Genomic DNA, 20,669 nt, shown 5'->3' with positions numbered 1-20,669 from the left:
CCTAGGGGAGCAAGAAATTATTCTTGTTCAGATGGCTTCTCTTCAAGCACTTTTGATTCACCAAAACGCTCTTCTAATGCTTTCACTCGTTGTTCCATTTGCGCTAACTTTTCGCGTGTACGCAATAACACTTGGGTTTGAATATCAAACTCTTCGCGGCTTACAAGGTCAAGTTTACTGAGTTGTGACTGAAGCAGTGAACGTAGTTTCTTATCAAAATCTTCACCCAAATCACGGACGCCTTTTGGTAAAGCACCTTGAATTTGGCGGGCTACTTGTTCAATTTTTTTCGGATCGAGCATTCGCGGGTCCTTAAGTTTTAAAAGATCAATTTGCCGATAGTGTAATACTAGAATGCTTTGTAATAAAGCCCATATGCACCTTGTGCAGCAAGTTGAGATAAAGGTGTGCAAGATAGGCCTGTCTTCCTCAATTGCTCATCCTCACTTAAGCGTATCTAATGTGTGACTTGAATGAATAACGCTTCGTTTTTTATTGATTTTTTTTGACAGAAAATGTGAGTTAGCCGTTAATTTTGGGTTTGCCCGTTGCACGTTGTAATTATTGGCGTTATATTGAATGCGCTTATCTCAGGGCGGGGTGGAAGTCCCCACCGGCGGTAACATGCCTAGGCATGAAGCCCGCGAGCGCTTTATCATTTGTTAGGGTAAAGGTCAGCAGATCCAGTGTGAATCTGGAGCCGACGGTTATAGTCCGGATGGGAGAGAATAACGGTATTAGCATCATTGTGCTATCGAAGCACTGTATTGCTTTTCATATCTGAATTGGCAGAGCGCACACTCGTGGCTGTTTTGTTTATTCAGTTCTCATACTCCTAAGACTGCCCTGATTCTGGTAACTAATAAATTATTACTTAAGAGGTTTTTACCATGAATCAGACGCTACTTTCCGAATTCGGTAATCCAATCGAACGTGTTGAACGTGCCATTGCAGCATTGCGCCAAGGCCAAGGTGTGCTTGTGCTCGATGATGAAGATCGTGAAAATGAAGGCGACCTTGTTTTTGCCGCAGAAACAATGACGCCAGAACAAATGGCCATGACGATCCGCTATAGTAGCGGGATTGTGTGCCTGTGCATTACGGAAGAACGCCGTAAACAGCTTGAATTGCCTATGATGGTGCAAAATAATACCAGCCAAAACAATACTGCTTTTACGGTAACGATTGAGGCAGCTAAAGGGGTAACGACGGGCGTTTCAGCAGCAGACCGCATCACAACAATCCGTGCTGCCATTGCTGATAATGCAACGCCGGCAGATCTACATCATCCAGGACATGTGTTCCCGCTGCGTGGTCGTGATGGCGGGGTTCTGACTCGTCGTGGTCATACAGAGGCGAGCATTGATTTAGCGACACTAGCTGGGTTTAAACCCGCGGGAGTGTTGTGCGAATTGACTAACGATGATGGCACAATGGCTCGCGCACCGGACGTCGTTGCTTTTGCTAAAGAACATGGTATGACCGTTTTAACAATTGAAGATCTGGTTGCATACCGTTTGCAGATGGAAAAGAAAGCGAGCTAAGCAAACAGAGAGTTAGACATTTAGCATCGAATTTTAAGCCACAAAGTTGCACACCTTTGTGGCTTATTCAATTTATTTGACGAAGATGCTCAGCACCATCTACTGTGATTTATTATTAAACTGCGTATGCTGAGATAATAATGTGTAAGATGGAGCATGAAACTCATGTCAGCGAACAAAATGCCAGCGGTTTTTATTGGCCATGGCAGCCCAATGAATGCGATATCAGATAACCAATATACTCAGGCATGGGCAGCTCTTGGGCAGTCGCTGCCTAAACCCAAAGCTATCTTGATGATCTCGGCACATTGGTATACTCGAGGAACCGCGGTCACCGCGATGGCTCAGCCAAGAACCATTCATGATTTTGGCGGCTTTCCTGAACCTTTGTATCAAATGCAATATCCAGCATCAGGCTCCCCTGAACTAGCTCAGCAAGTCGCCGATTTATTAGCGCCATTACCAGTCTATTTAGATAAAAGTGAATGGGGGCTAGATCACGGTGCATGGGAGATCCTCGTTCGTATGTATCCTCAAGCAGATATTCCAGTCGTTCAATTGAGTATTGATGGAACAAAACCTGCGGCTTGGCACTTAGAAGTGGGGCGTAAGCTGGCCTCATTAAGAGAGCAGGGAGTGATGATTATGGCTAGTGGGAATGTGGTGCATAATCTGAGGGAAATGAATTGGCAAAATGCGAATGTTGAGGCGTACCCTTGGGCGCGTTCGTTTGAGCAATTTGTGATTGAGCACCTAACAAGCAAGCAGTTACCTCACCCTTTGACAGCGGCTCTTATACGGGAAGATGGGAGGCGTTCTAACCCTTCACCGGAGCATTTTTTACCTTTGTTGTATGTGATTGGTAGCTGGGATGGTAAAGAAGCAATATCTACCCCGACAGAAGGGATTGTATCAGGCTCTTTGAGCATGCTATCGGTGCAAGTAGGTGAATAACAGGCTAGGAAAGGTAAACAAAAATGACTTTCCCGCGTTGAAGGTAAATTTACTGCCTTGTGTTTTTAGTGGAAGAAAACGGCATGGTTAACATGCCGTTTGTCTATCAGTCAATAATGACATGAGGATAGAAGCGAGAGAGGTCTTGAGTGATAAGCTCTTTGTCTTCGCGAATACAGATACCCGCAGGTTGATCATTCACTAACCAACTTCCTACTAATGTATAGTTACCTTCAAATTGAGGTAGCGGATGGAACTGCTGGATGATCATGCCTTCTTCGCCATATGGGCCATCTGCTGAGGCAATCTCTTGGCCTTTTTCAATCACACGAATATTCGCCCCTTCGCGAGAAAATAGTGGTTTGATCACATAACTTTCAAGCTCTGGTTTTTCGCCATCAGCAAAGTAAGCTGGCAACAAATTAGGATGATTTGGGAACATTTCCCATAACATTGGTAGCAGTGCTTTATTCGAAATAATGCTCTTCCAAGCTGGCTCTAACCAACGTACACCGGCATCTTCCAATTTGGTAGAAAAAATTTCTCTGAGCATAAATTCCCACGGATACAGTTTAAACAGATTACTAATGATCTGATCCTGTGTATCTGTGAATTCACCTCTTTCACCTAAGCCAATTTCATCCATATAAAGGAATTCAGTTGCGACACCTGCTTCATGAGCACAATCTTGTAGGTACTGAACAGTGCCACGATCTTCATCGGTATCACGGCAGCACGCCATATGCAGCAGACGGAAACCATGTTGATCTTTAAGCTGAGTGAAACGTTCGATCAACTGCTCTTGAATACTGTTAAATTGATCGGCGTTTTCTGGTAGTTTCCCTGCATTGATCTGATCTTCCAACCAAATCCACTGGAAAAAGGCTGACTCATAGAGCGATGTCGGTGTATCAGCATTATTCTCTAGTAGCTTAGGAGGGTTAACTCCATCGTAGGCCAGATCAAGGCGTGAATAGAGCGAAGGTTGGCTCGTCTTCCACGATTGGCGTACAAACTCCCAACAGTGTTTTGGGATTTGAAAGCGCGCAAGTAACTCATCACTTTCAACAACCCGTTCAACCACTTTTAAACACATTTGGTGTAATTCAGCAGTGGCATCTTCAATTTCTTCAATTTGCGCCATTGAGAATTGATAGTAAGCGTCTTCAGACCAGTATGGCTCGCCATACATGGTATGAAAACCGAAGCCAAATTCAGCTGCTTTTTCGCGCCAATCAGGGCGCTCAATAATTGGTACTCGTTTCATTACTTATCAACCACCCATTGAACGGGAAGATGAAGAAGATTTAGACGAGGAAGATTTCTGTGCCATCGCTTGCTTATTCACCGTGTCGCCAAAGCCACCACGAGTGATGGTGGAAGTGGTTGGTGGCTTAGGTGCCATTGCTGTTTTTGGTACGCTGATTGAACGTCCACCTGCAACAGCGGGACCATAGCTTTTACCTGTAGCATCGACAAATTTGCCATTAGCTGGGCTAGCTGGGTTTTTAGAGCTAAAAAGTGGTTGTGAAGGTGCACTACCGCCCATCATTCGACCCATCATGTAACCCATCATCAATGGCATCCACATGCTACCAGAGCTACTTTGTGCTTGAGCTGTTTGTTCACCATTACCTGCGGTACTTGAGAAACTAGCCTGTGCAGGTGCTTGAGTACACATTGCTTCGCCAAATTCGGCGATACAATCTTCTTTCGTTGCATATTTAGGGGCTGTTTTTGCCGCTTCTTGTAATGCATTGTTGTAGGCTAAAGTACATTGTTCAGCTTGAGAAGGATTAGCTTGGCTACAATCCTGCGCATTGGTATACAGAGAAACAGTCTCATCGCTTTCTTCACAAGCGGAGAGCATAAATACAGCACTAACGGCAATAGCAACGGGTGCTAAGCGATATGAACGCCAAGACTTACGAAATGCGTCTTGATTAATATGCTTGGTACGCTTCATGGTCATGGTAATTACCCTGAATTAAGAGTGAGTAAGAGGTTAGTTTTGTTGACTCTAGGATAGGGGAAATACGTTGAAAATTAAAGCAGAAATGCCAATGAAATGCGATTAAATAATAAATTTTGCAAATTCCTCGTCAGAATTAATACGCAAGAGAAGTTATTTTAGAAAAAGTATAACTATTTTTGTTTTATTTCAATAAATTATATTTTGTTGGTTTTTTGATTTATTACTTAATGTTTCTCATCAGAGTTGGCTGATTTTGCACAAAGAAATAATCAATAAAGTCTGGTTGCACTCTTTTAGATAGCAAAAACGATATTTATACGAATTTCTACTATTACTACATGATGTTTTAGGCTTTTTATAAAATCAAAAACCCTGTTTTATGGTGATTATTCACTAAATAAAAGGGCTTTATCAGTTAAAGATACTTTGCTTACTAAATAATGGGTGGTTTAAATTCATAAACACACCCATGCACATTAGTCCCAATTATGGTCTTGGTGGAATTTTAGATTTATGTTTTCTTGGGGCTTTTTTCTTTTTTGGCGGTGGTGTTGGCTTTTTATTTTTATGTGCTTTAACTGGTGATGCTGAAATTTTTGCCTCAGTATGATGAGAGCGTGGGGATGCTTGTGCACCCATAGTTGGCAGTATAAGCGTCGTGCATAATGCAAGAAGAATAAATCTCTTCATAATATTTCCATCTGTTATCTATCAATTAAGGAGCCCGTTTTATATCACTCCCTAATTATTGAGAAAAATGGCTTTGCATTCACTGACGCAAACTCCATAATTTATGCTAGATTTCATTGTAAACTATTGAATTTATTTTATATTAATAGATTTTATTAATTTATTGATGGAGGAGAAAACACAAATGTTTCACTGATGACAGCGTGCAATTTAGGCCGTGGTGATCATCAACGTGTTTAAGAAAGGAAAGTTAAAAAAGGAGGGAGGTTGGCGCGAATAAAAAGGGGCCGACTTATCGACCCCTTTAAAGAAGATGTTATTACCTAATTTGTGGTGTTTCAATATTGCGAATAATGCTGCTAGGTGAGGTTGAAACCTCTTTGCCTAGGCTTGCATTAAGGCGAGCAATATCTTCTTCATTGAGTGTGCCACGAGCAAACTCAATGTTTAATTGGTTAATCATGTAATCATAACGTGCATTAGACAGGTTTTGTTTTGCCTGATACAGCGCGGTAGTTGCGGTTAACACGTCAACAATCGTACGAGTTCCCACTTGGTAACCAGCTTCCATCGCATCTAATGAACTTTGCGCAGAGACAACGACTTGTTTGTACGCATTGATGCTACTGATAGAAGATGACACGTTGTTATATGAAGAACGTACCAACTGAATTACGTTACGATAAACACTCTCAAGTTGCTCACTGGCACCTTGGAAACCATATTGTGCTTGTTCAACTTGTGAACTCACCGCACCGCCACTATAAAGTGGTAAGCTTAAGGTTAAGCCAATGCTGTTTTGACCAGTATAGCTATTGCGATCTAACCCGTTGAAGTTGCTGCCATGGTTATGTGTATTGGCAACGCTGGTAGCCGCATCAAGGTTGATGGTTGGCATATGCCCAGTTTCCGCTAAACGAATGTTTTCACGTGAAACATCTTGTGCTAAACGAGCGCTCAGTAAGCTTAGGTTACGCTCTTCCGCTTCTTTTAAAATTGCATCAACCTGATCAGGAGTCACGGTTTTAAAACGATCGATATTCAGTGAAGCCAGTTGATTGTAGTAAACACCGCTGACCTGACGCAGTTTTTCAACCGCATTTTCTAAGTCATTACGGCCTGAAACTTCTTGTGCTAACACGCTATCGTAGTTTGCACGGGCGTTTTGTACGTCAGTGATAGCCACTAAGCCCACGTTAAAGCGTTGGGTCGTTTGATCGAGTTGACGGTAAACGGCTTCTTTATTTGCTTCGATATAGGATAGCGCGTCAATCGCTTTTAATACGTTAAAGTAAGCTGTTGCAGTATCCAAAATCAGTTGCTGTTGGCTGGTTTGATACGAAACATCCGTGATACCCGCGGTTTTTTCTTGGACGCTGAGTTGACGCCATTTTGACATATCAAAAACGACTTGGGTCAATTTCAAAGAAGCATTGAGACCGTTGCTTTCAGTATTTCTCGTATCGCGATAACCACTGCCATATGTTATACCGGCCCCTAAACCTAATTGTGGTAATAATGGGCTACGGGATTCATTAATCTTTTCAAAAGCTTGGTTACGTTCCGCTAATGATTTTCTTAGATCAGGGTTACTTTCTTTGGATTTTTGGTAAACCTGAAGTAGATCTTCTGCGTAGCTATTCGTACTGAGACCCACAAAACTTAATGCAATAAAAAGGGGAAGCAGTTTCTTCATTTGGATTCCTTGATTAAACAGCAAATAAGTTCAGCCTGTTACCTGTGCCCCACTGGCATAAGTGAGGAGAGAGCCGAGATAAATAGGACAAACTGGAACCTATATGTAAATAAATCATCATCACTAGAAATACTTGTCAAAAACAGACCTTGTTGTTGCCTATATATTTCAGTTCATATTGACGCTTATTGTAACAGAGTATCGCATAGGTTAACGGTAGCGTTTTGTGCCATTTTGTCTCAATTTGTTTAAACATTAACTCATATAAAGGGAAAAAGCCCTAAAAACTGTTTTATTCCATAATTTTTCCTTAATATGGAAAACATCAGCTTAGGAGATTGTTATGACAAAAAATGTAGAGCAGCCAATTAAATATAATAAAAATGATGTTGAAATTATATCTAAGCGTAAATTATTTAATGGTTTTTTTCAAATGATTGAATACCGCTTTCGCCATCGATTATTTGAGGGGGGTTGGAGCGAAGAAATTACTCGTGAGGTCTTTGAACGCGGGCACGCCGGCGTTATCTTACCCTATGATCCTGAAGCCGATAAGGTTGTGCTTATTGAGCAGATTAGGTTGCCTGCCATAGAAACCAGTCAAACGCCATGGTTACTTGAAGCGGTTGCAGGAATGATAGAAACCGATGAAACTGCAGAGCAAGTAGTACGTCGTGAAGCTGACGAAGAAGCCGGATTGGTCATTGGCCGCACTGAAAAAGCATTAAGCTATTTATCGAGTCCTGGGGGCACCTCTGAACGTATGTATGTGTATGTTGGTGAGGTTGACAGTTCCCATGCTTCTGGTATCCATGGTTTAAAATCAGAAAATGAAGATATCCGTGTCCATGTGGTTAGCCGTGAGCAGGCTTATCAATGGGTTGAGGAGGGGATTATTGATAATGCGGCAACGGTCATTGTGCTCCAGTGGCTACAGCTTAATTACAAAAAATTGCAACAAAAATGGGTGAAACTGTCTTAAATAACAATTAATCTAATGAAGTGTGTGCTATTTAGCAGATATTAACCTACTGTTAGCGGTAGAATAGCAAAATAACGGTGACATTTTTTATTGGAACAAGGAAAACTTTTGGACAGCCAGCTCGAAGTGACTGCTCGTAATGCGAAGGTAGTCAGGATTTTACAAGTTACTGATACGCATCTCTTTGCTGATACAGCGAATACCCTATTGGGGATTAACACGCACAAGAGCTATCATGCCGTCCTTGATGCTATTTTAGAACAAAATCTGCCTATCGATCTGATCGTTGCAACCGGTGATTTAGTCCAAGATCAATCACCAGAAGCTTACCAACATTTTGCAAAAGGGATTGAGCGTCTACCGGCTCCCTGTGTTTGGCTCCCAGGTAATCATGATTACCAACCTGCAATGGTCAGCTCTTTAAAGTTAGCGGGGATTTCAAGCGCAAAAGAAATTTTGATTGGTGATGAATGGCAAATTTTGATGCTGGATAGCCAATTGCAAGACGTTCCACATGGCGAATTGTCAGAGCAGCAACTTGAGTGGATGAAAAGCTGTTTGGATAAGCGCCCTCAGCGTACCACTTTAGTGATGCTTCATCATCATCCTTTACCTTCGGGCTGTACTTGGCTTGATCAGCACAGCTTGCGTAACTCCCATATTCTTGCGGATTACCTAAAAGGGTATCCACAAGTTAAAGTGATGCTTTGTGGGCATATTCATCAAGAAATGGATGAATACTGGCATGGTATTCGTTTATTAGCGACGCCTTCGACATGCGTGCAGTTTAAGCCTCATTGTACCAACTTTGCACTAGATACCGTCGCTCCAGGCTGGCGCTATCTCGAACTCTCCATCAATGAGAAAGGGGAAAGGCATATTAGTACGCAAGTGTGTCGTTTAAATACCAAAGAATTCAGTCCTGACTTTGATTCGGACGGCTACTAATGTCGACGCTTCTTTATATCCATGGCTTTAATAGTTCGCCACAGTCGGCGAAAGCCAATGGCTTAAAACAGTGGGTGAATGAGCGCTACCCGCACATCAACATGATTGTGCCGCAATTGCCTAACTATCCAAAGCAAGCCGCTTCTATGTTAGAAGAGATCGTGCTACAGCATAAAGACGCGCCGATGGGGCTCGTTGGCTCATCATTAGGCGGCTATTTTTCGATTTGGTTTTCACAGCGTTTTCAGATCCCAGCCGTTGTGGTGAATCCCGCAGTGCGTCCTTTTGATCTTTTGCAGGATTATCTTGGCGAAAATATCAATCCTTATACGCATGAAAAGTATTTTCTTGAGCCTAAGCATATGCATGAACTGAAAGCATTGCATCTGCCACAAGTTGATCATCCCGATTTGATCTGGTTGTTACAACAAATGGGGGATGAAGTGCTCGATTATCGCCAAGCGGTTTCCTATCTTGCAAAATGCAAACAAACTGTTGAACCACAAGGTAATCATGCCTTTGTTGGTTTTGAGAATCACTTTCCGCAAATCATCCATTTTCTGAGATTGGCAGAGAAATAATGCCAAAACATCTGTACACTGTTATTATCAACAGTAAATCACTGATTGAACGCTTTGAGTTGTTCAATTAATCACCTATTACCGCAGAATGACAACATGACTCAATCTAGTTATAACGCAGAGGCCATTGAAGTCCTCAGTGGTTTGGAACCTGTTCGCCGTCGCCCTGGGATGTATACAGACACCAGCCGACCGAACCATTTAGCACAAGAAGTAATTGATAACAGTGTTGACGAAGCACTGGCAGGGCATGCAGGGCATATTGAAGTAATTTTATATCCTGATCAGTCACTTGAAGTGATTGACGATGGGCGAGGTATGCCCGTTGATATCCATCCTGAAATGAAAGTCTCCGCTGTGGAACTGATTTTAGGGCAGTTACACGCTGGTGGTAAATTTTCCAATAAAAACTATCAATTCTCAGGTGGCTTGCACGGTGTAGGTATTTCCGTTGTTAATGCTTTGTCTAAGCGTATTGAAGTCACAGTGCGCCGTGATGGTCAAATTTATCAAATTGCCTTTGAAAATGGCGATAAAGTCGAAGAATTGCATGTTATCGGTACGTGCGCTAAGCGCAATACTGGCACTAGCGTGCATTTTTGGCCGGATGAAAGCTATTTCGATAATCCGCGTTTTTCCGTTTCTCGTTTAGCTCATAATTTAAAAGCAAAAGCGGTTTTATGCCCTGGCGTGAAAATCACGTTTAAGGATCAGCTCAACAATACAGAGCAAAGCTGGTGCTATACGGATGGGCTAACAGACTATTTAATGGAAGCCGTTAATGGATTAGAGCTGTTACCGGATCAACCATTTACTGGAGAGTTTTCGGGGGAGAGCGAAGCGGCTGAATGGGCGCTTTTATGGCTACCAGAAGGCGGAGAACTGCTCACGGAGAGCTATGTTAACTTGATCCCAACCGCACAAGGGGGAACCCATGTGAATGGGTTGCGCCAAGGGTTACTTGATGCAATGAGGGAGTTCTGTGAGTTCCGTAATATCTTACCTCGTGGCGTAAAACTGTCTGCTGATGATATCTGGGAGCGCTGTGCGTATGTGCTTTCGGTTAAGATGCAAGATCCGCAATTTGCTGGGCAAACGAAAGAGCGTCTCTCTTCTCGCCAATGTGCGGCATTTGTTGCTGGCGTCGTAAAAGATGCCTTTAGCCTATGGTTAAACCAAAACGTTCAAGTTGCCGAACAGTTAGCGGAAATGGCAATTGCTAGCGCTCAGCGGCGTATGCGTGCGGCTAAAAAGGTGGTGCGTAAGAAGTTAACCAGTGGCCCCGCTTTACCCGGTAAGTTAGCAGATTGTAGCTCCCAAGATTTAAGTATGACAGAGCTGTTCTTGGTGGAAGGGGATTCTGCGGGAGGTTCAGCAAAGCAAGCCCGCGACCGTGAATATCAAGCTATTATGCCTTTACGTGGGAAGATCCTAAACACATGGGAAGTCTCTTCCGATGAAGTGCTGGCGTCGCAAGAAGTTCATGATATTTCTGTTGCCATCGGTATGGATCCTGATAGTGAGGATTTAAGCCAATTGCGTTACGGGAAAGTGTGTATTCTTGCGGATGCTGACTCTGATGGGTTACATATTGCGACGCTGTTATGTGCATTGTTTGTGCGTCATTTCCCTAAGCTTGTCAAAGAAGGGCATGTATACATGGCAATGCCGCCACTGTATCGTATCGATTTAGGGAAAGAGACGTTTTATGCATTGGATGAAAGCGAAAAGAATGCCGTGCTTGATAGGCTGAGTCGTAAGAGAGGCAAACCCAATGTACAGCGCTTTAAAGGGTTGGGGGAAATGAACCCAATTCAATTGCGTGAAACGACATTAGATCCCAACACTCGCCGTCTTGTTCAATTAACCATTGATGATGAGAACTACAAAGAAACAGTGGCCGTCATGGATATGCTGTTAGCAAAAAAACGTTCAGAAGATCGTCGTAACTGGTTACAAGAAAAAGGCGATATGGCTGAAATTGAAGTCTAACATTCATCACGCTATCAAAAAGAGTAAGGAAAGTATTGAATGAGTGAAATTACTCATGACGGCGTAGAGCGTTTACCCCTCCACGCCTTTACTGAGAACGCCTATCTGAACTATTCGATGTATGTGATCATGGATAGGGCGTTACCTTTTATTGGCGATGGGCTAAAGCCCGTCCAGCGCCGTATCGTTTATGCAATGTCCGAGTTAGGACTTAATAATACGGCGAAATATAAAAAATCAGCGAGGACGGTCGGTGACGTACTAGGTAAATATCACCCTCATGGTGATAGTGCCTGTTATGAAGCGATGGTGCTAATGGCTCAACCGTTTTCTTACCGCTATCCATTGGTTGATGGTCAAGGAAACTGGGGGGCGCCTGATGATCCTAAATCTTTCGCCGCGATGCGTTATACCGAATCACGGCTATCAAAATACGCAGAAGTATTATTGAGCGAGCTTGCGCATGGCACAGTGGACTGGATCCCTAACTTTGATGGCACTTTGAATGAGCCAAAAATGTTGCCAGCGCGTTTACCGAATATTTTGCTCAATGGTACAACGGGGATCGCCGTTGGGATGGCGACAGATATCCCACCTCATAATGCACGGGAAGTGGCTCAAGCCTTGGTTGCTCTACTGGATAAGCCAACGCTGTCGCTGGATGACATTATGTCGTATGTTCCTGCTCCAGATTTCCCAACCGAAGCAGAAATTATCTCTTCCCGAGAGGATATTCGTAAGATCTATCAAAATGGTCGCGGCTCGGTTCGTATGCGTGCTGTTTGGGAAAAAGAGGATGGCAATGTGGTTATTACTGCTCTGCCTCATCAAGTTTCTGGGGCGAAAGTGCTTGAGCAGATTGCAAGCCAGATGCGCGCGAAGAAATTACCGATGGTGGATGATTTACGTGATGAGTCCGATCACGAAAATCCTACACGCCTAGTCATTGTGCCGCGTAGTAATCGTGTTGACCTCGAACAAGTGATGAATCACCTGTTTGCGACGACAGATCTCGAGAAAAGCTATCGCGTTAACCTCAACATGATAGGTCTTGATAATCGTCCAGCAGTTAAAGGGTTGGTAGATATACTCAATGAATGGATTGTTTACCGCCGCCAAACGGTACGTAATCGCCTTAATCATCGTTTAGAAAAGGTTCTTAGACGCTTACATATTTTAGACGGTTTATTAATTGCTTATCTTAACATTGATGAAGTTATTGAGATCATCCGTACGGAAGATGAGCCAAAACCTGTCTTAATGTCGCGCTTTAATCTCTCTGATACGCAAGCAGAAGCTATCTTAGAATTAAAATTACGTCATTTGGCTAAACTCGAGGAGATGAAAATTCGAGGCGAGCAAGATGAATTAATTAAAGAGCGTGATGAATTACAAAGTATTTTAGGCTCCGAGCGTAAGCTAAATACGCTGATTAAAAAAGAAATTCAGGCTGACGCCAAAGCTTATGGGGATGAGCGTCGCTCGCCACTGCGTGAACGTGAAGAAGCAAAAGCATTGAGCGAACATGAAATTCTACCTTCAGAGCCGATTACCGTTGTATTGTCAGAAATGGGCTGGGTACGCAGTGCGAAAGGGCATGATATTGAGCCTTCTAACCTGAATTATAAGGCTGGAGATAGTTTCAAAGGTGCCGCTCGAGGTAAAACCAATCAGCCTGTTGTTTTCCTAGATACGACAGGGCGTAGTTATTCGGTTGACCCATTAGAGCTACCTTCCGCACGCAGTCAAGGGGAGCCATTAACCGGGCGTTTATCACTACCGCCGGGGGCGACCGTCGAACATGTTCTGATGGCCCAAGATGAGCAAAAATATTTAATGGCATCGGATGCGGGTTATGGTTTTATTTGTACCTTTAATGATCTTGTCACCAAGAACAAAACAGGTAAGGCTCTGATTAATCTGCCGGATAACGCCAAGATCCTCACACCAATTGAGATCAATAATGAGCAAGAAGATGTACTGTTAGCCATTACTAAGGCTGGTCGTATGCTAATGTTCCCTGTTGCTGATTTGCCTCAATTGTCGAAAGGGAAAGGTAATAAGATCATCAATATTACCGGTGCTCAAGCGGCAAGTGGTGAAGACCTTCTTGTTTGGTTATTAGTGCTGCCAGCACAGGCTTCAATTACGCTCTATTTCGGTAAACGGAAACTGAGATTGAAATCGGAAGAGTTGCAAAAATATCGTGCAGAAAGAGGGCGTCGTGGTACATCACTACCTCGTGGCTTGCATAATATTGAGCGAATTGAAGTTGAAACTGCGGATGCAGACAAATAATAATAGTGCAATTTTATTATGGGATTGATTATGCTCTAAATACGTAAAGGTCAGCCAGCCGATAGCGGAATCAATCGTGCTGACAATGCTGCACTTGAAGTATGGTGAGGATAATCAAGTTCTGATTATTTAGACAGAGGTCTCTATGCTAGCGCTGATTAGGGCCATTATTGTGATTATTTATACAATATTGGTGTGTGTATTTGGGGGAATTTATTGTTTATTTAGCCCTCGTAATCCAAAACATGTGATGGTTTTTGGCCATATGTTTGGGCGGTTATCAACATTATTTGGCATAAAAATTATTAACCGCGTTCCAGAAAAAGCGAAAAAATATGGCCCGAGCATTTATATTGGTAATCACCAAAATAACTATGACATGGTCACAATGTCGAATGGTGTTCAACCAAGAACGGTGACAGTAGGGAAAAAAAGTTTAGTGTTGATCCCGTTTTTTGGTTTTCTGTACTGGATCACGGGGAATATTTTGATCGACCGTTCGAATCGTTCAAAAGCGCATAACACAATTTCGCAAGTGGCTGAACAAATCAAAAAACATCAAATTTCGATTTGGATGTTTCCAGAGGGAACTCGTAGCCGTGGTCGTGGGTTGCTACCTTTTAAAACAGGGGCATTTCATGCGGCGATTGCTGCGGGTGTACCAATTGTACCGGTTTGTGTTTCTACCACTCAAGGAAGGATCAAACTCAACCGTTGGAATAATGGTCATGTGATCGTTGAAATGTTAGAGCCAATAGAGACAAAAAACTATTCCAAGGAGCAAGTCAGGGAGCTCGCTGAATATTGCCATGATTTGATGGAAGCTAAAATTAAGCAGCTCGATGAAGAGATTGCTGAAATAGACAAGCAAAATAAATAAGTTGTTCGGCACGATGACTTAACATGACGCCCTTTTCTGAATAGGTTATCTCATCAGAAAAGGGCGTTTTTATTTAATGAATCACATGATCCTGTTTACACGTCTAATTACATTTTATCTTGTCATTTTTGACTATTAAATTTTATTTATCGTTATAGATATTTTTAGAGTTTCATCTATTTTCGCGATATCATTACAACCCATTTGTATCAAGTTTAAGATTATGGCCCAATGATGGGTTATGCTAGCGCGAACCTAAAATTAACGATTAAATTGGCTTATATTGCGAATATCTAACAATAATTAGCGCTGCTATTTTTAGTTTAGTGGAGAATTTATGTCATTCAGTCGGCGTCAGTTTCTGCTTATTGCAGGGCTGGCTTTGTGTTTGGTCAATACATCAAACTATGCTTTTGCGAGCGGTAATGGCAAAAACCCGCTCCCTGTTCCTCCATTATTAGAATCCAAATCAGGACAGCCGTTATTTTTGACATTACAAAAAATACATTGGTCGTTTGATGGGAAATACTCTGCGGATATATGGGGGGTTAATGGTTCTTATCCAGGTCCAACGGTAAAAGTAAAAAATGGCGATGATATTAAGCTGATTTATAGTAATCGCTTACCTGAGTCTGTTTCCATGACAGTTAGTGGCCTGCAAGTTCCTGGTACTCAAATAGGTGGAGCGGCAAGGTTAATCTCTTCAGGAGCCGATTGGTCTCCTGTGATCCCTATTCGTCAACCCGCAGCGACCCTTTGGTATCACGCGAATACAGAAGGCAAAATGGGGCCTCAAATTTATAATGGTCTATTAGGGATGTGGATCATTGAAGATGATTCAACGAAGAATCTGCGACTACCAAAACATTATGGCGTCGATGATTTTCCTATTATTATCCAAGATAAGCGCTTAGATAATTTTGGGGTTCCTGAATACCAAGCCAATGAGGACGGTTTTCTTGGGGATACGTTATTAATTAACGGTGTTCAAGACCCTTATATTGAAGTTTCCCGTGGCTGGATCCGTTTACGCTTATTAAATGCCTCTAATTCGAGGCGCTATGTCATGAAAATTAGCGATGGGCGTCCTTTTGTGATGATAGCCTCCGATCAAGGATTATTGACATCACCAGTCAAAGTGCCTGAACTGTCGTTGGCACCGGGTGAACGTCGAGAAGTCTTGATTGATATGGCAAAAACAGAAGAGCTTACCATTACAGCGGGTGAATCAGCGAGCTTTATGGATAGAGTGAAGAGTTTATTTGAACCTTCAACAACACTCATATCGACCAATGTGTTGACTATCAAAGCAACAGGGTTAATGTCTTTGGTGACTGATGATGTTCCTACTCAGTTAGTTGAAGATAAAACTCAGATCACTTCATCTATTCGTAATCGTGATATTCACCTTAATGAACCTTATGGCATCAATAATACGACAAAAGATACTCGTCGTATTGATCTATCAAGCCAACAAGGTGGGTGGGAGCGCTGGGCCGTAACCAGTAATGTTCCTCAACCTTTTCATATTGAAGGGGTTCGTTTTAAAGTGATTAACCGTAATGGACAACCGACACCACCGGAGGATTTCGGCTGGAAAGATACAGTTTGGGTTGATGGTAAAACAGAACTATTGGTACAAATGATGCAGCCATCCTATGAGCACTTTCCATTTTTATTCTACAGCAACAATTTAGAAAAAGCGGATTTAGGCTCAGTGGGGCAACTGGTCGTGGCACCTGAAAATTAATGTTAAATCGGGAGTGTTAGAAATTCTGTGTCATCCTAGTAAACGACCTCAAAAAGGAAGGGCTGATGACACAACCTTTCGATTTTGATAAAACCTTAAAATTACTTCAAGAGGGGCAGGTATTGATCGGCAAAGGCGGTATCCTGACCCCATTGAGACTCTTATTTGGCGAATGATATCAATGCCAATCGCCGAAATGGTATCACTAAGAAAACCATCAAAATATCAACGGGTAACGTTGAACTGGCAACGAGACCTGATCGTAATGGTTCTTTCGAACCGTAACGGGTGAAAAAGCACCAAGCGACATTATCGAATGAGGTCGAGCATAAAATAATACGTTTTTTGCTCTGAGTATGAGTTACTCGGGTATTAGCCGAGAATTGAAGAACTGTATGCTTTTAGTCTCTCACCTGCCGCGATTAGCGCAGTGACTGGCAAAGTTATTCTGAACTCAAACTATGGCAACAGCAACCACCGGATATGGTGGGTTGGAAACAAAATATGCTAGCTATCTATAACCAAATAATTGAAGACCTCATGACGATCAATCCAGAGCTGCAAGTGATTCATAAGCTATTTTAACCACGGCGATTAGACGGTCGTTGATCGTCTTTGAATATTTACGTGCTAATATTGATAATGTAAAGAGTATCAAAATAACAGTTGGAATAGATGAGATGTTTTCTGTTAGTAAAACTTCTCGATTTGATAACAGGTTTCTTATGGAAAGAATAAAATAATGAATAGAATGGAGCTAATCAATAAATATATAGAAACTGAATTGAAAGACATAGAAGTTAGTACTATAGATTTGAAAAAAAAGATAGATAGTCGGTTTTATAAAGATATAGAAATAGATATTACAAGAAAGCCTGTTGATAAGTATATAAATTATCTTGTAGCTCTTGATTCTGCAATGGGAATTACTGGGTTGCTTTATACGAAAGAAATCTACTCAAATGTGAATGAAAAATCTTATGCTTTTGAGAAATTCTTTTGGCATAGAAATGTTTCTTTTTTAGCTAGTTATTATAACCTATTTAAGGATAAAAATTTATCTTTAGATTTTTCTGAACAAGGCGAAATTTTACTGATGGATTTTGCTTGTGATGACTTTAGAATTGGGCACCTTTGCTACGATAGAATTATTGAGAATATTCAATCGGGTAAAATGGCAAAATCACTCCCTATGTATACTCGCCCACAGAAGCTAGGCGTATTTGCCGTTGAAATGTTGGCAAGCGAAAAAAATCAAACCATAGATTGGGAGAGTGCAGGTATTCCTATCGATCCGTTTTATCAACGTTTTTGCCAAGAAGCGTTATATAATGAAAATCACGATGTTGTCGCCCAATGGCTTATTGCACTGTGTGATCGTCATGTCGAATGGTCCGCTTTATTTGACTGGGATGAAAATGAACAAAGTGCGACAGGCTATGAAATAGATATGGAAATATTATTAGCGTGGCCGTTTGAATATCAAGCCGTCAAAAATTTCCGCGCCAAACATGGCTTAACTACTCCTATCATCGATCACCCATTACTTAAAACCCCGATGGCAATTGAACATCGCCCTGATATGGTGGGTTGGAAGCAAAATAGGCCTGCTATTTATGATCAGATGATTGAAGACTTGATCACGATTAATACAGAGCTGCAAGTGATTCATAAACTATTTTAATCACGGTAAATCACCGATGGTTTACCATCTTTAGATACAGGTAATATTATGAAGCAGACGGCAGAAAGAAAACAAATTATTTGTGATAATAAGCTGTAAGCCTTTTATCTTGATACAGTTCACTATTTTGAAGAGGAATATCAAGCTGTCTTAGAGCACAATGAAATTAAGCGAAAGGCCTTGTTTAATCAATTAAAGAAAAATTATTTGCACTTTGAATCTATTGGTCGAGCAAGTCAACTTGATGAAAATTAATGGGGTCTCAGTAGCATTAGAAGGACACAAGGTGGTTTGTGGGTGTGTGCTTGTCGCAGTGGATTAAGCAAGTAGTAAAAAAGTATCTTGAGCGGGGTGTTTTAATCATAGAGGTTAAAACAATAAAGAATGAGTGAATACTATTATTAGTCAGTATGTTAGCTTTAAAGAATCGAATGATTATAAGGATGATTTCATTTGCAGAATTGAGTCACCTCTACCACCGATGCGGTATATCGACAGTGAAAAAGCGTTAGATGAGGCTAATTGCACTCTGGGTTTTATTAATGAGGAAAAGATATAATGGGAATAGTTGCCTTTGTCAAAAAACACATGACATTAAAATCCAATTTTGATCGTGCCAAGAAACAACGCTTTGTATCTAATCACGAACGTTACCAAAATAATGTTGAGCTTGAAGAGTTAACCTTTATTGATGAAATTAATGCTAAACAATTTGCCATTGCGAATATTAATCGAGGAAAACGTGATGTTGGGGCAATGAGCTTTTTTCTGGTTATTTTAGTTTTTTTTATAGTAATTTTGAGTGTACTAATAAAGTCAAATATAGATAACTACAATAGTTTTGTTAGCACCATCTCAATGTATGAGAAAAAGTATAATCTTTATAAAGAAAAAAATATAACATTGACTAAAAAAATTAAGGAGCTTAGACCATTTTATGGTGAAGGCAATAAAAGCTTTGGGGTTTTCTTTGTCGATTACTATTTATGGGGAGGGCATGTCGATAAAGTTGGAGGTAAGGACGTTACTCTTATAATTTTCACGTTAATTTTTGGTATTTTTACCAGTATTGTGGGTTATATAATCTTTTTAAAGCCGCTACCAGTCCTGATTTTTGATCGAGAGAAAAAATATGTCTATAGCTATTTAAAAGGGAAAGTTTCAGCAGACCGCTATGAATATATTGAGTATGGTCATGCCCCAATTATGCTTGCAGTCCGGTTATATAGCATTAATACTGAAAATGGTGAGTTGCAGGAAGAGATGTTTTTGCCTTATACATCAGCCATGTCAAACCTTAACTTTAATACAGCTAATGAAGCCAATATCTTTGTCAGCTTTGTGAATACTTTTATGCGTGAAGGGCGTGAAGCGGTAATGGACAGTGATTATAAGCAGCCAAAACCTTTGCTCTTACTTTCTCGCAATAAATTACCAAAAGATTTTGAGGCACAAATTGAAGCCATACTGATTAAACGTGACGAGGAGAAAGCTCTGAATGCGTAGCACAGTTAACGGTCGTAAAATTATTTTAAAAAATGATACCACCAACACAGGTGGTACAGTGCTTACGGGGTCTTCCCTTGCCAAACAAATTCAAGGAGTCGCCTGTGTGGGCGACTCGGTTTATTGCCCTTCGTGTAAAACAACAGGTGCTATCGTCGAGGGCGACGGTTTAATGAAAATCAACGGAATTCGCGTCGTACTTGAAGGTCACAAAGTGGCTTATGCGTGTGTGCTTGCCGCAGTGGATCAAGCAAGCAGTAAAAAAAGTATCTTGAGCGGGGTGCTTTAATCATAGGGGTTAAAACAATAAAGAATGAGTGAATACAGTTGTTAGTCAGTATGTTAGTTTTAAATAATGAATGATTATAAAGATGATTTCATTTGCAAAATTGAGTCACCGTCACCTGAGTGGGGTCTCGTTTGAAATCAAAACGACGATGAAGGATAAGTTTGGTCCAAATTTAACACCAAACGGAGGGAAGTTAAGTGAAATTCGGAAAGATTACATAGGTAATATGAAGCTACATCTTGATACCTCTATAAACTCTTTTTTTAATGATAAAAATAGTTATTCTTTAACTATTAAAGAAGCTACTTTACTGAAGGAAATAAATAGTAGCCTAGTAAAAAATCAAATAGCTGGTTATAAAGTAACAGTGGGGTTAGATAATAGTTTCAATCCTGCATCTAATAATAAATATGATACTATGTCCGTCGCAGAGGATTTAAAAAAATGAATCGAACCCAAAAAGTTATTCAGTATATAGAAAAAATAATGAAAGATTCAACGAATGATGTCGATAAAATTAATGAGTTTATATCTAACTCAAGGTTAGATAGTTTAAATAAATTACAGGGGTTAAATAACTCAGAGCGTTATATTGACTATCAAATTTTATTGAGTTATTTGTTAACAGCTACAGATACAATATACATGCGGCAAATATACAAAAAAGATAACAATTCACCATATGAACTAGAAAAACTTTACTACCATTATAATTTACTCTTTATTTTGAATTATAATGATGTCGATAAGAACAGAGAACATTTCTTAGATCTTGCCAAGCAAGGTGAAATTTTACTCATGGATTTTGCTTGTAATGATTTTCGAATAGGGCACTTTTGCTACGATAAAGTTATTGAAAGTATTCAATCGGGTAAAATGGCAGAATCACTCCCTATGTAC

General features: G+C 41.0%; 19 protein-coding genes, 2 pseudogenes and 1 riboswitch. Of the genes and pseudogenes, 16 read left to right on the top strand and 5 right to left on the bottom strand.

Going from position 1 to position 20,669, the window contains the following annotated elements; all coding sequences use genetic code 11:
* Positions 1-17: 17 nt before the first annotated feature.
* Entirely contained in the window at positions 18-302 is a 285-nt protein-coding gene (gene ubiK / locus PR833_RS18390) for a ubiquinone biosynthesis accessory factor UbiK (protein ID WP_272526406.1), read from the bottom strand.
* 281 nt (positions 303-583) lie between these two features.
* Positions 584-734, top strand: a riboswitch (FMN riboswitch).
* A gap of 156 nt (positions 735-890) precedes the next feature.
* On the opposite strand from ubiK, the gene ribB reads away from it, so the two are divergent.
* Both ribB and ygiD read left to right on the top strand, forming a co-directional pair.
* Complete coding sequence (gene ribB, locus PR833_RS18385) at positions 891-1,544, top strand: 3,4-dihydroxy-2-butanone-4-phosphate synthase (protein ID WP_004925150.1); 654 nt, start codon at positions 891-893, stop codon at positions 1,542-1,544.
* A gap of 165 nt (positions 1,545-1,709) precedes the next feature.
* On the top strand, positions 1,710-2,498 hold the full coding sequence (gene ygiD / locus PR833_RS18380; protein ID WP_036944116.1) for a 4,5-DOPA dioxygenase extradiol: 789 nt from the start codon (positions 1,710-1,712) through the stop codon (positions 2,496-2,498).
* Positions 2,499-2,604: 106 nt separating this feature from the next.
* Here the strand turns inward: ygiD and PR833_RS18375 are convergent, their stop codons facing one another.
* From PR833_RS18375 to tolC, 4 genes are all read right to left on the bottom strand, one after another.
* Entirely contained in the window at positions 2,605-3,765 is a 1,161-nt protein-coding gene (locus PR833_RS18375) for a glutathionylspermidine synthase family protein (RefSeq protein WP_004925143.1), read from the bottom strand.
* Positions 3,766-3,771: 6 nt separating this feature from the next.
* Positions 3,772-4,470: a DUF1190 family protein gene (locus PR833_RS18370; RefSeq protein WP_004925139.1), complete on the bottom strand. Its 699-nt coding sequence runs from the start codon at positions 4,468-4,470 to the stop codon at positions 3,772-3,774.
* A gap of 489 nt (positions 4,471-4,959) precedes the next feature.
* On the bottom strand, positions 4,960-5,163 hold the full coding sequence (locus tag PR833_RS18365; protein WP_127891330.1) for a hypothetical protein: 204 nt from the start codon (positions 5,161-5,163) through the stop codon (positions 4,960-4,962).
* A 319-nt stretch (positions 5,164-5,482) separates the two neighbouring features.
* Positions 5,483-6,859, bottom strand: coding sequence for an outer membrane channel protein TolC (tolC, locus tag PR833_RS18360; protein WP_004925132.1), 1,377 nt, complete (start codon positions 6,857-6,859; stop codon positions 5,483-5,485).
* Between the two features lie 343 nt (positions 6,860-7,202).
* Between tolC and nudF the strand changes: the two genes are divergently transcribed.
* The 14 genes and pseudogenes from nudF to PR833_RS18290 form a co-directional block, all read left to right on the top strand.
* Positions 7,203-7,841, top strand: coding sequence for an ADP-ribose diphosphatase (nudF, locus tag PR833_RS18355; RefSeq protein ID WP_004925129.1), 639 nt, complete (start codon positions 7,203-7,205; stop codon positions 7,839-7,841).
* Between the two features lie 108 nt (positions 7,842-7,949).
* Positions 7,950-8,789: a 3',5'-cyclic-AMP phosphodiesterase gene (cpdA, locus tag PR833_RS18350; protein ID WP_014657637.1), complete on the top strand. Its 840-nt coding sequence runs from the start codon at positions 7,950-7,952 to the stop codon at positions 8,787-8,789.
* Complete coding sequence (yqiA, locus tag PR833_RS18345) at positions 8,789-9,370, top strand: esterase YqiA (protein ID WP_040132435.1); 582 nt, start codon at positions 8,789-8,791, stop codon at positions 9,368-9,370. The genes cpdA and yqiA overlap by 1 nt, the downstream gene beginning before the upstream one ends.
* Before the next feature lie 96 nt (positions 9,371-9,466).
* Positions 9,467-11,362, top strand: a complete 1,896-nt coding sequence (gene parE / locus PR833_RS18340) for a DNA topoisomerase IV subunit B (protein WP_004925119.1) — start codon at positions 9,467-9,469, stop codon at positions 11,360-11,362.
* 39 nt (positions 11,363-11,401) lie between these two features.
* Positions 11,402-13,660, top strand: a complete 2,259-nt coding sequence (parC, locus tag PR833_RS18335; RefSeq protein WP_272526405.1) for a DNA topoisomerase IV subunit A — start codon at positions 11,402-11,404, stop codon at positions 13,658-13,660.
* A 145-nt stretch (positions 13,661-13,805) separates the two neighbouring features.
* Entirely contained in the window at positions 13,806-14,540 is a 735-nt protein-coding gene (locus PR833_RS18330; RefSeq protein WP_040132434.1) for a 1-acylglycerol-3-phosphate O-acyltransferase, read from the top strand.
* Between the two features lie 337 nt (positions 14,541-14,877).
* A complete protein-coding gene (gene ftsP, locus PR833_RS18325; protein WP_040132433.1) occupies positions 14,878-16,290 on the top strand; it encodes a cell division protein FtsP in 1,413 nt (470 codons plus the stop codon).
* Between the two features lie 65 nt (positions 16,291-16,355).
* Positions 16,356-16,779, top strand: a pseudogene (locus PR833_RS20480) (transposase); the annotation flags it as partial.
* 253 nt (positions 16,780-17,032) lie between these two features.
* Complete coding sequence (locus PR833_RS18315; protein ID WP_072502821.1) at positions 17,033-17,974, top strand: hypothetical protein; 942 nt, start codon at positions 17,033-17,035, stop codon at positions 17,972-17,974.
* Between the two features lie 244 nt (positions 17,975-18,218).
* Positions 18,219-18,296, top strand: a complete 78-nt coding sequence (locus PR833_RS18310; protein WP_376738355.1) for a hypothetical protein — start codon at positions 18,219-18,221, stop codon at positions 18,294-18,296.
* Between the two features lie 236 nt (positions 18,297-18,532).
* Positions 18,533-19,480: a hypothetical protein gene (locus PR833_RS18305; RefSeq protein ID WP_004925096.1), complete on the top strand. Its 948-nt coding sequence runs from the start codon at positions 18,533-18,535 to the stop codon at positions 19,478-19,480.
* Complete coding sequence (locus PR833_RS18300; RefSeq protein WP_272526404.1) at positions 19,473-19,769, top strand: PAAR domain-containing protein; 297 nt, start codon at positions 19,473-19,475, stop codon at positions 19,767-19,769. Before PR833_RS18305 ends, PR833_RS18300 begins: the two co-directional genes overlap by 8 nt.
* Before the next feature lie 82 nt (positions 19,770-19,851).
* A complete protein-coding gene (locus PR833_RS18295; RefSeq protein WP_272526403.1) occupies positions 19,852-20,217 on the top strand; it encodes a hypothetical protein in 366 nt (121 codons plus the stop codon).
* Positions 20,214-20,669, top strand: a pseudogene (locus PR833_RS18290) (hypothetical protein); the annotation flags it as partial. The gene PR833_RS18295 and the pseudogene PR833_RS18290, both read left to right, overlap by 4 nt.

The sequence above is a fragment of the Providencia sp. PROV189 genome, from assembly GCF_028480065.1.
Lineage (GTDB): Bacteria > Pseudomonadota > Gammaproteobacteria > Enterobacterales > Enterobacteriaceae > Providencia > Providencia stuartii.
This window is presented reverse-complemented; position numbering and strand designations above follow the sequence as displayed.

Bases quoted from the DNA above. Each gene is read 5' to 3' on its own strand.
- ygiD (WP_036944116.1), top strand. From the start codon at position 1,710: ATGTCAGCGAACAAAATGCCAGCGGTTTTTATTGGCCATGGCAGCCCA.
- yqiA (WP_040132435.1), top strand. From the start codon at position 8,789: ATGTCGACGCTTCTTTATATCCATGGCTTTAATAGTTCGCCACAGTCG.
- PR833_RS18330 (WP_040132434.1), top strand. From the start codon at position 13,806: ATGCTAGCGCTGATTAGGGCCATTATTGTGATTATTTATACAATATTG.
- PR833_RS18315 (WP_072502821.1), top strand. From the start codon at position 17,033: ATGAATAGAATGGAGCTAATCAATAAATATATAGAAACTGAATTGAAA.
- parC (WP_272526405.1), top strand. From the start codon at position 11,402: ATGAGTGAAATTACTCATGACGGCGTAGAGCGTTTACCCCTCCACGCC.
- PR833_RS18375 (WP_004925143.1), bottom strand. From the start codon at position 3,765: ATGAAACGAGTACCAATTATTGAGCGCCCTGATTGGCGCGAAAAAGCA.
- PR833_RS18365 (WP_127891330.1), bottom strand. From the start codon at position 5,163: ATGAAGAGATTTATTCTTCTTGCATTATGCACGACGCTTATACTGCCA.
- PR833_RS18310 (WP_376738355.1), top strand. From the start codon at position 18,219: ATGAAAATTAATGGGGTCTCAGTAGCATTAGAAGGACACAAGGTGGTT.
- PR833_RS18370 (WP_004925139.1), bottom strand. From the start codon at position 4,470: ATGACCATGAAGCGTACCAAGCATATTAATCAAGACGCATTTCGTAAG.
- PR833_RS18305 (WP_004925096.1), top strand. From the start codon at position 18,533: ATGGGAATAGTTGCCTTTGTCAAAAAACACATGACATTAAAATCCAAT.
- ubiK (WP_272526406.1), bottom strand. From the start codon at position 302: ATGCTCGATCCGAAAAAAATTGAACAAGTAGCCCGCCAAATTCAAGGT.
- nudF (WP_004925129.1), top strand. From the start codon at position 7,203: ATGACAAAAAATGTAGAGCAGCCAATTAAATATAATAAAAATGATGTT.
- tolC (WP_004925132.1), bottom strand. From the start codon at position 6,859: ATGAAGAAACTGCTTCCCCTTTTTATTGCATTAAGTTTTGTGGGTCTC.
- PR833_RS18295 (WP_272526403.1), top strand. From the start codon at position 19,852: ATGATTTCATTTGCAAAATTGAGTCACCGTCACCTGAGTGGGGTCTCG.
- PR833_RS18300 (WP_272526404.1), top strand. From the start codon at position 19,473: ATGCGTAGCACAGTTAACGGTCGTAAAATTATTTTAAAAAATGATACC.
- ftsP (WP_040132433.1), top strand. From the start codon at position 14,878: ATGTCATTCAGTCGGCGTCAGTTTCTGCTTATTGCAGGGCTGGCTTTG.
- ribB (WP_004925150.1), top strand. From the start codon at position 891: ATGAATCAGACGCTACTTTCCGAATTCGGTAATCCAATCGAACGTGTT.
- parE (WP_004925119.1), top strand. From the start codon at position 9,467: ATGACTCAATCTAGTTATAACGCAGAGGCCATTGAAGTCCTCAGTGGT.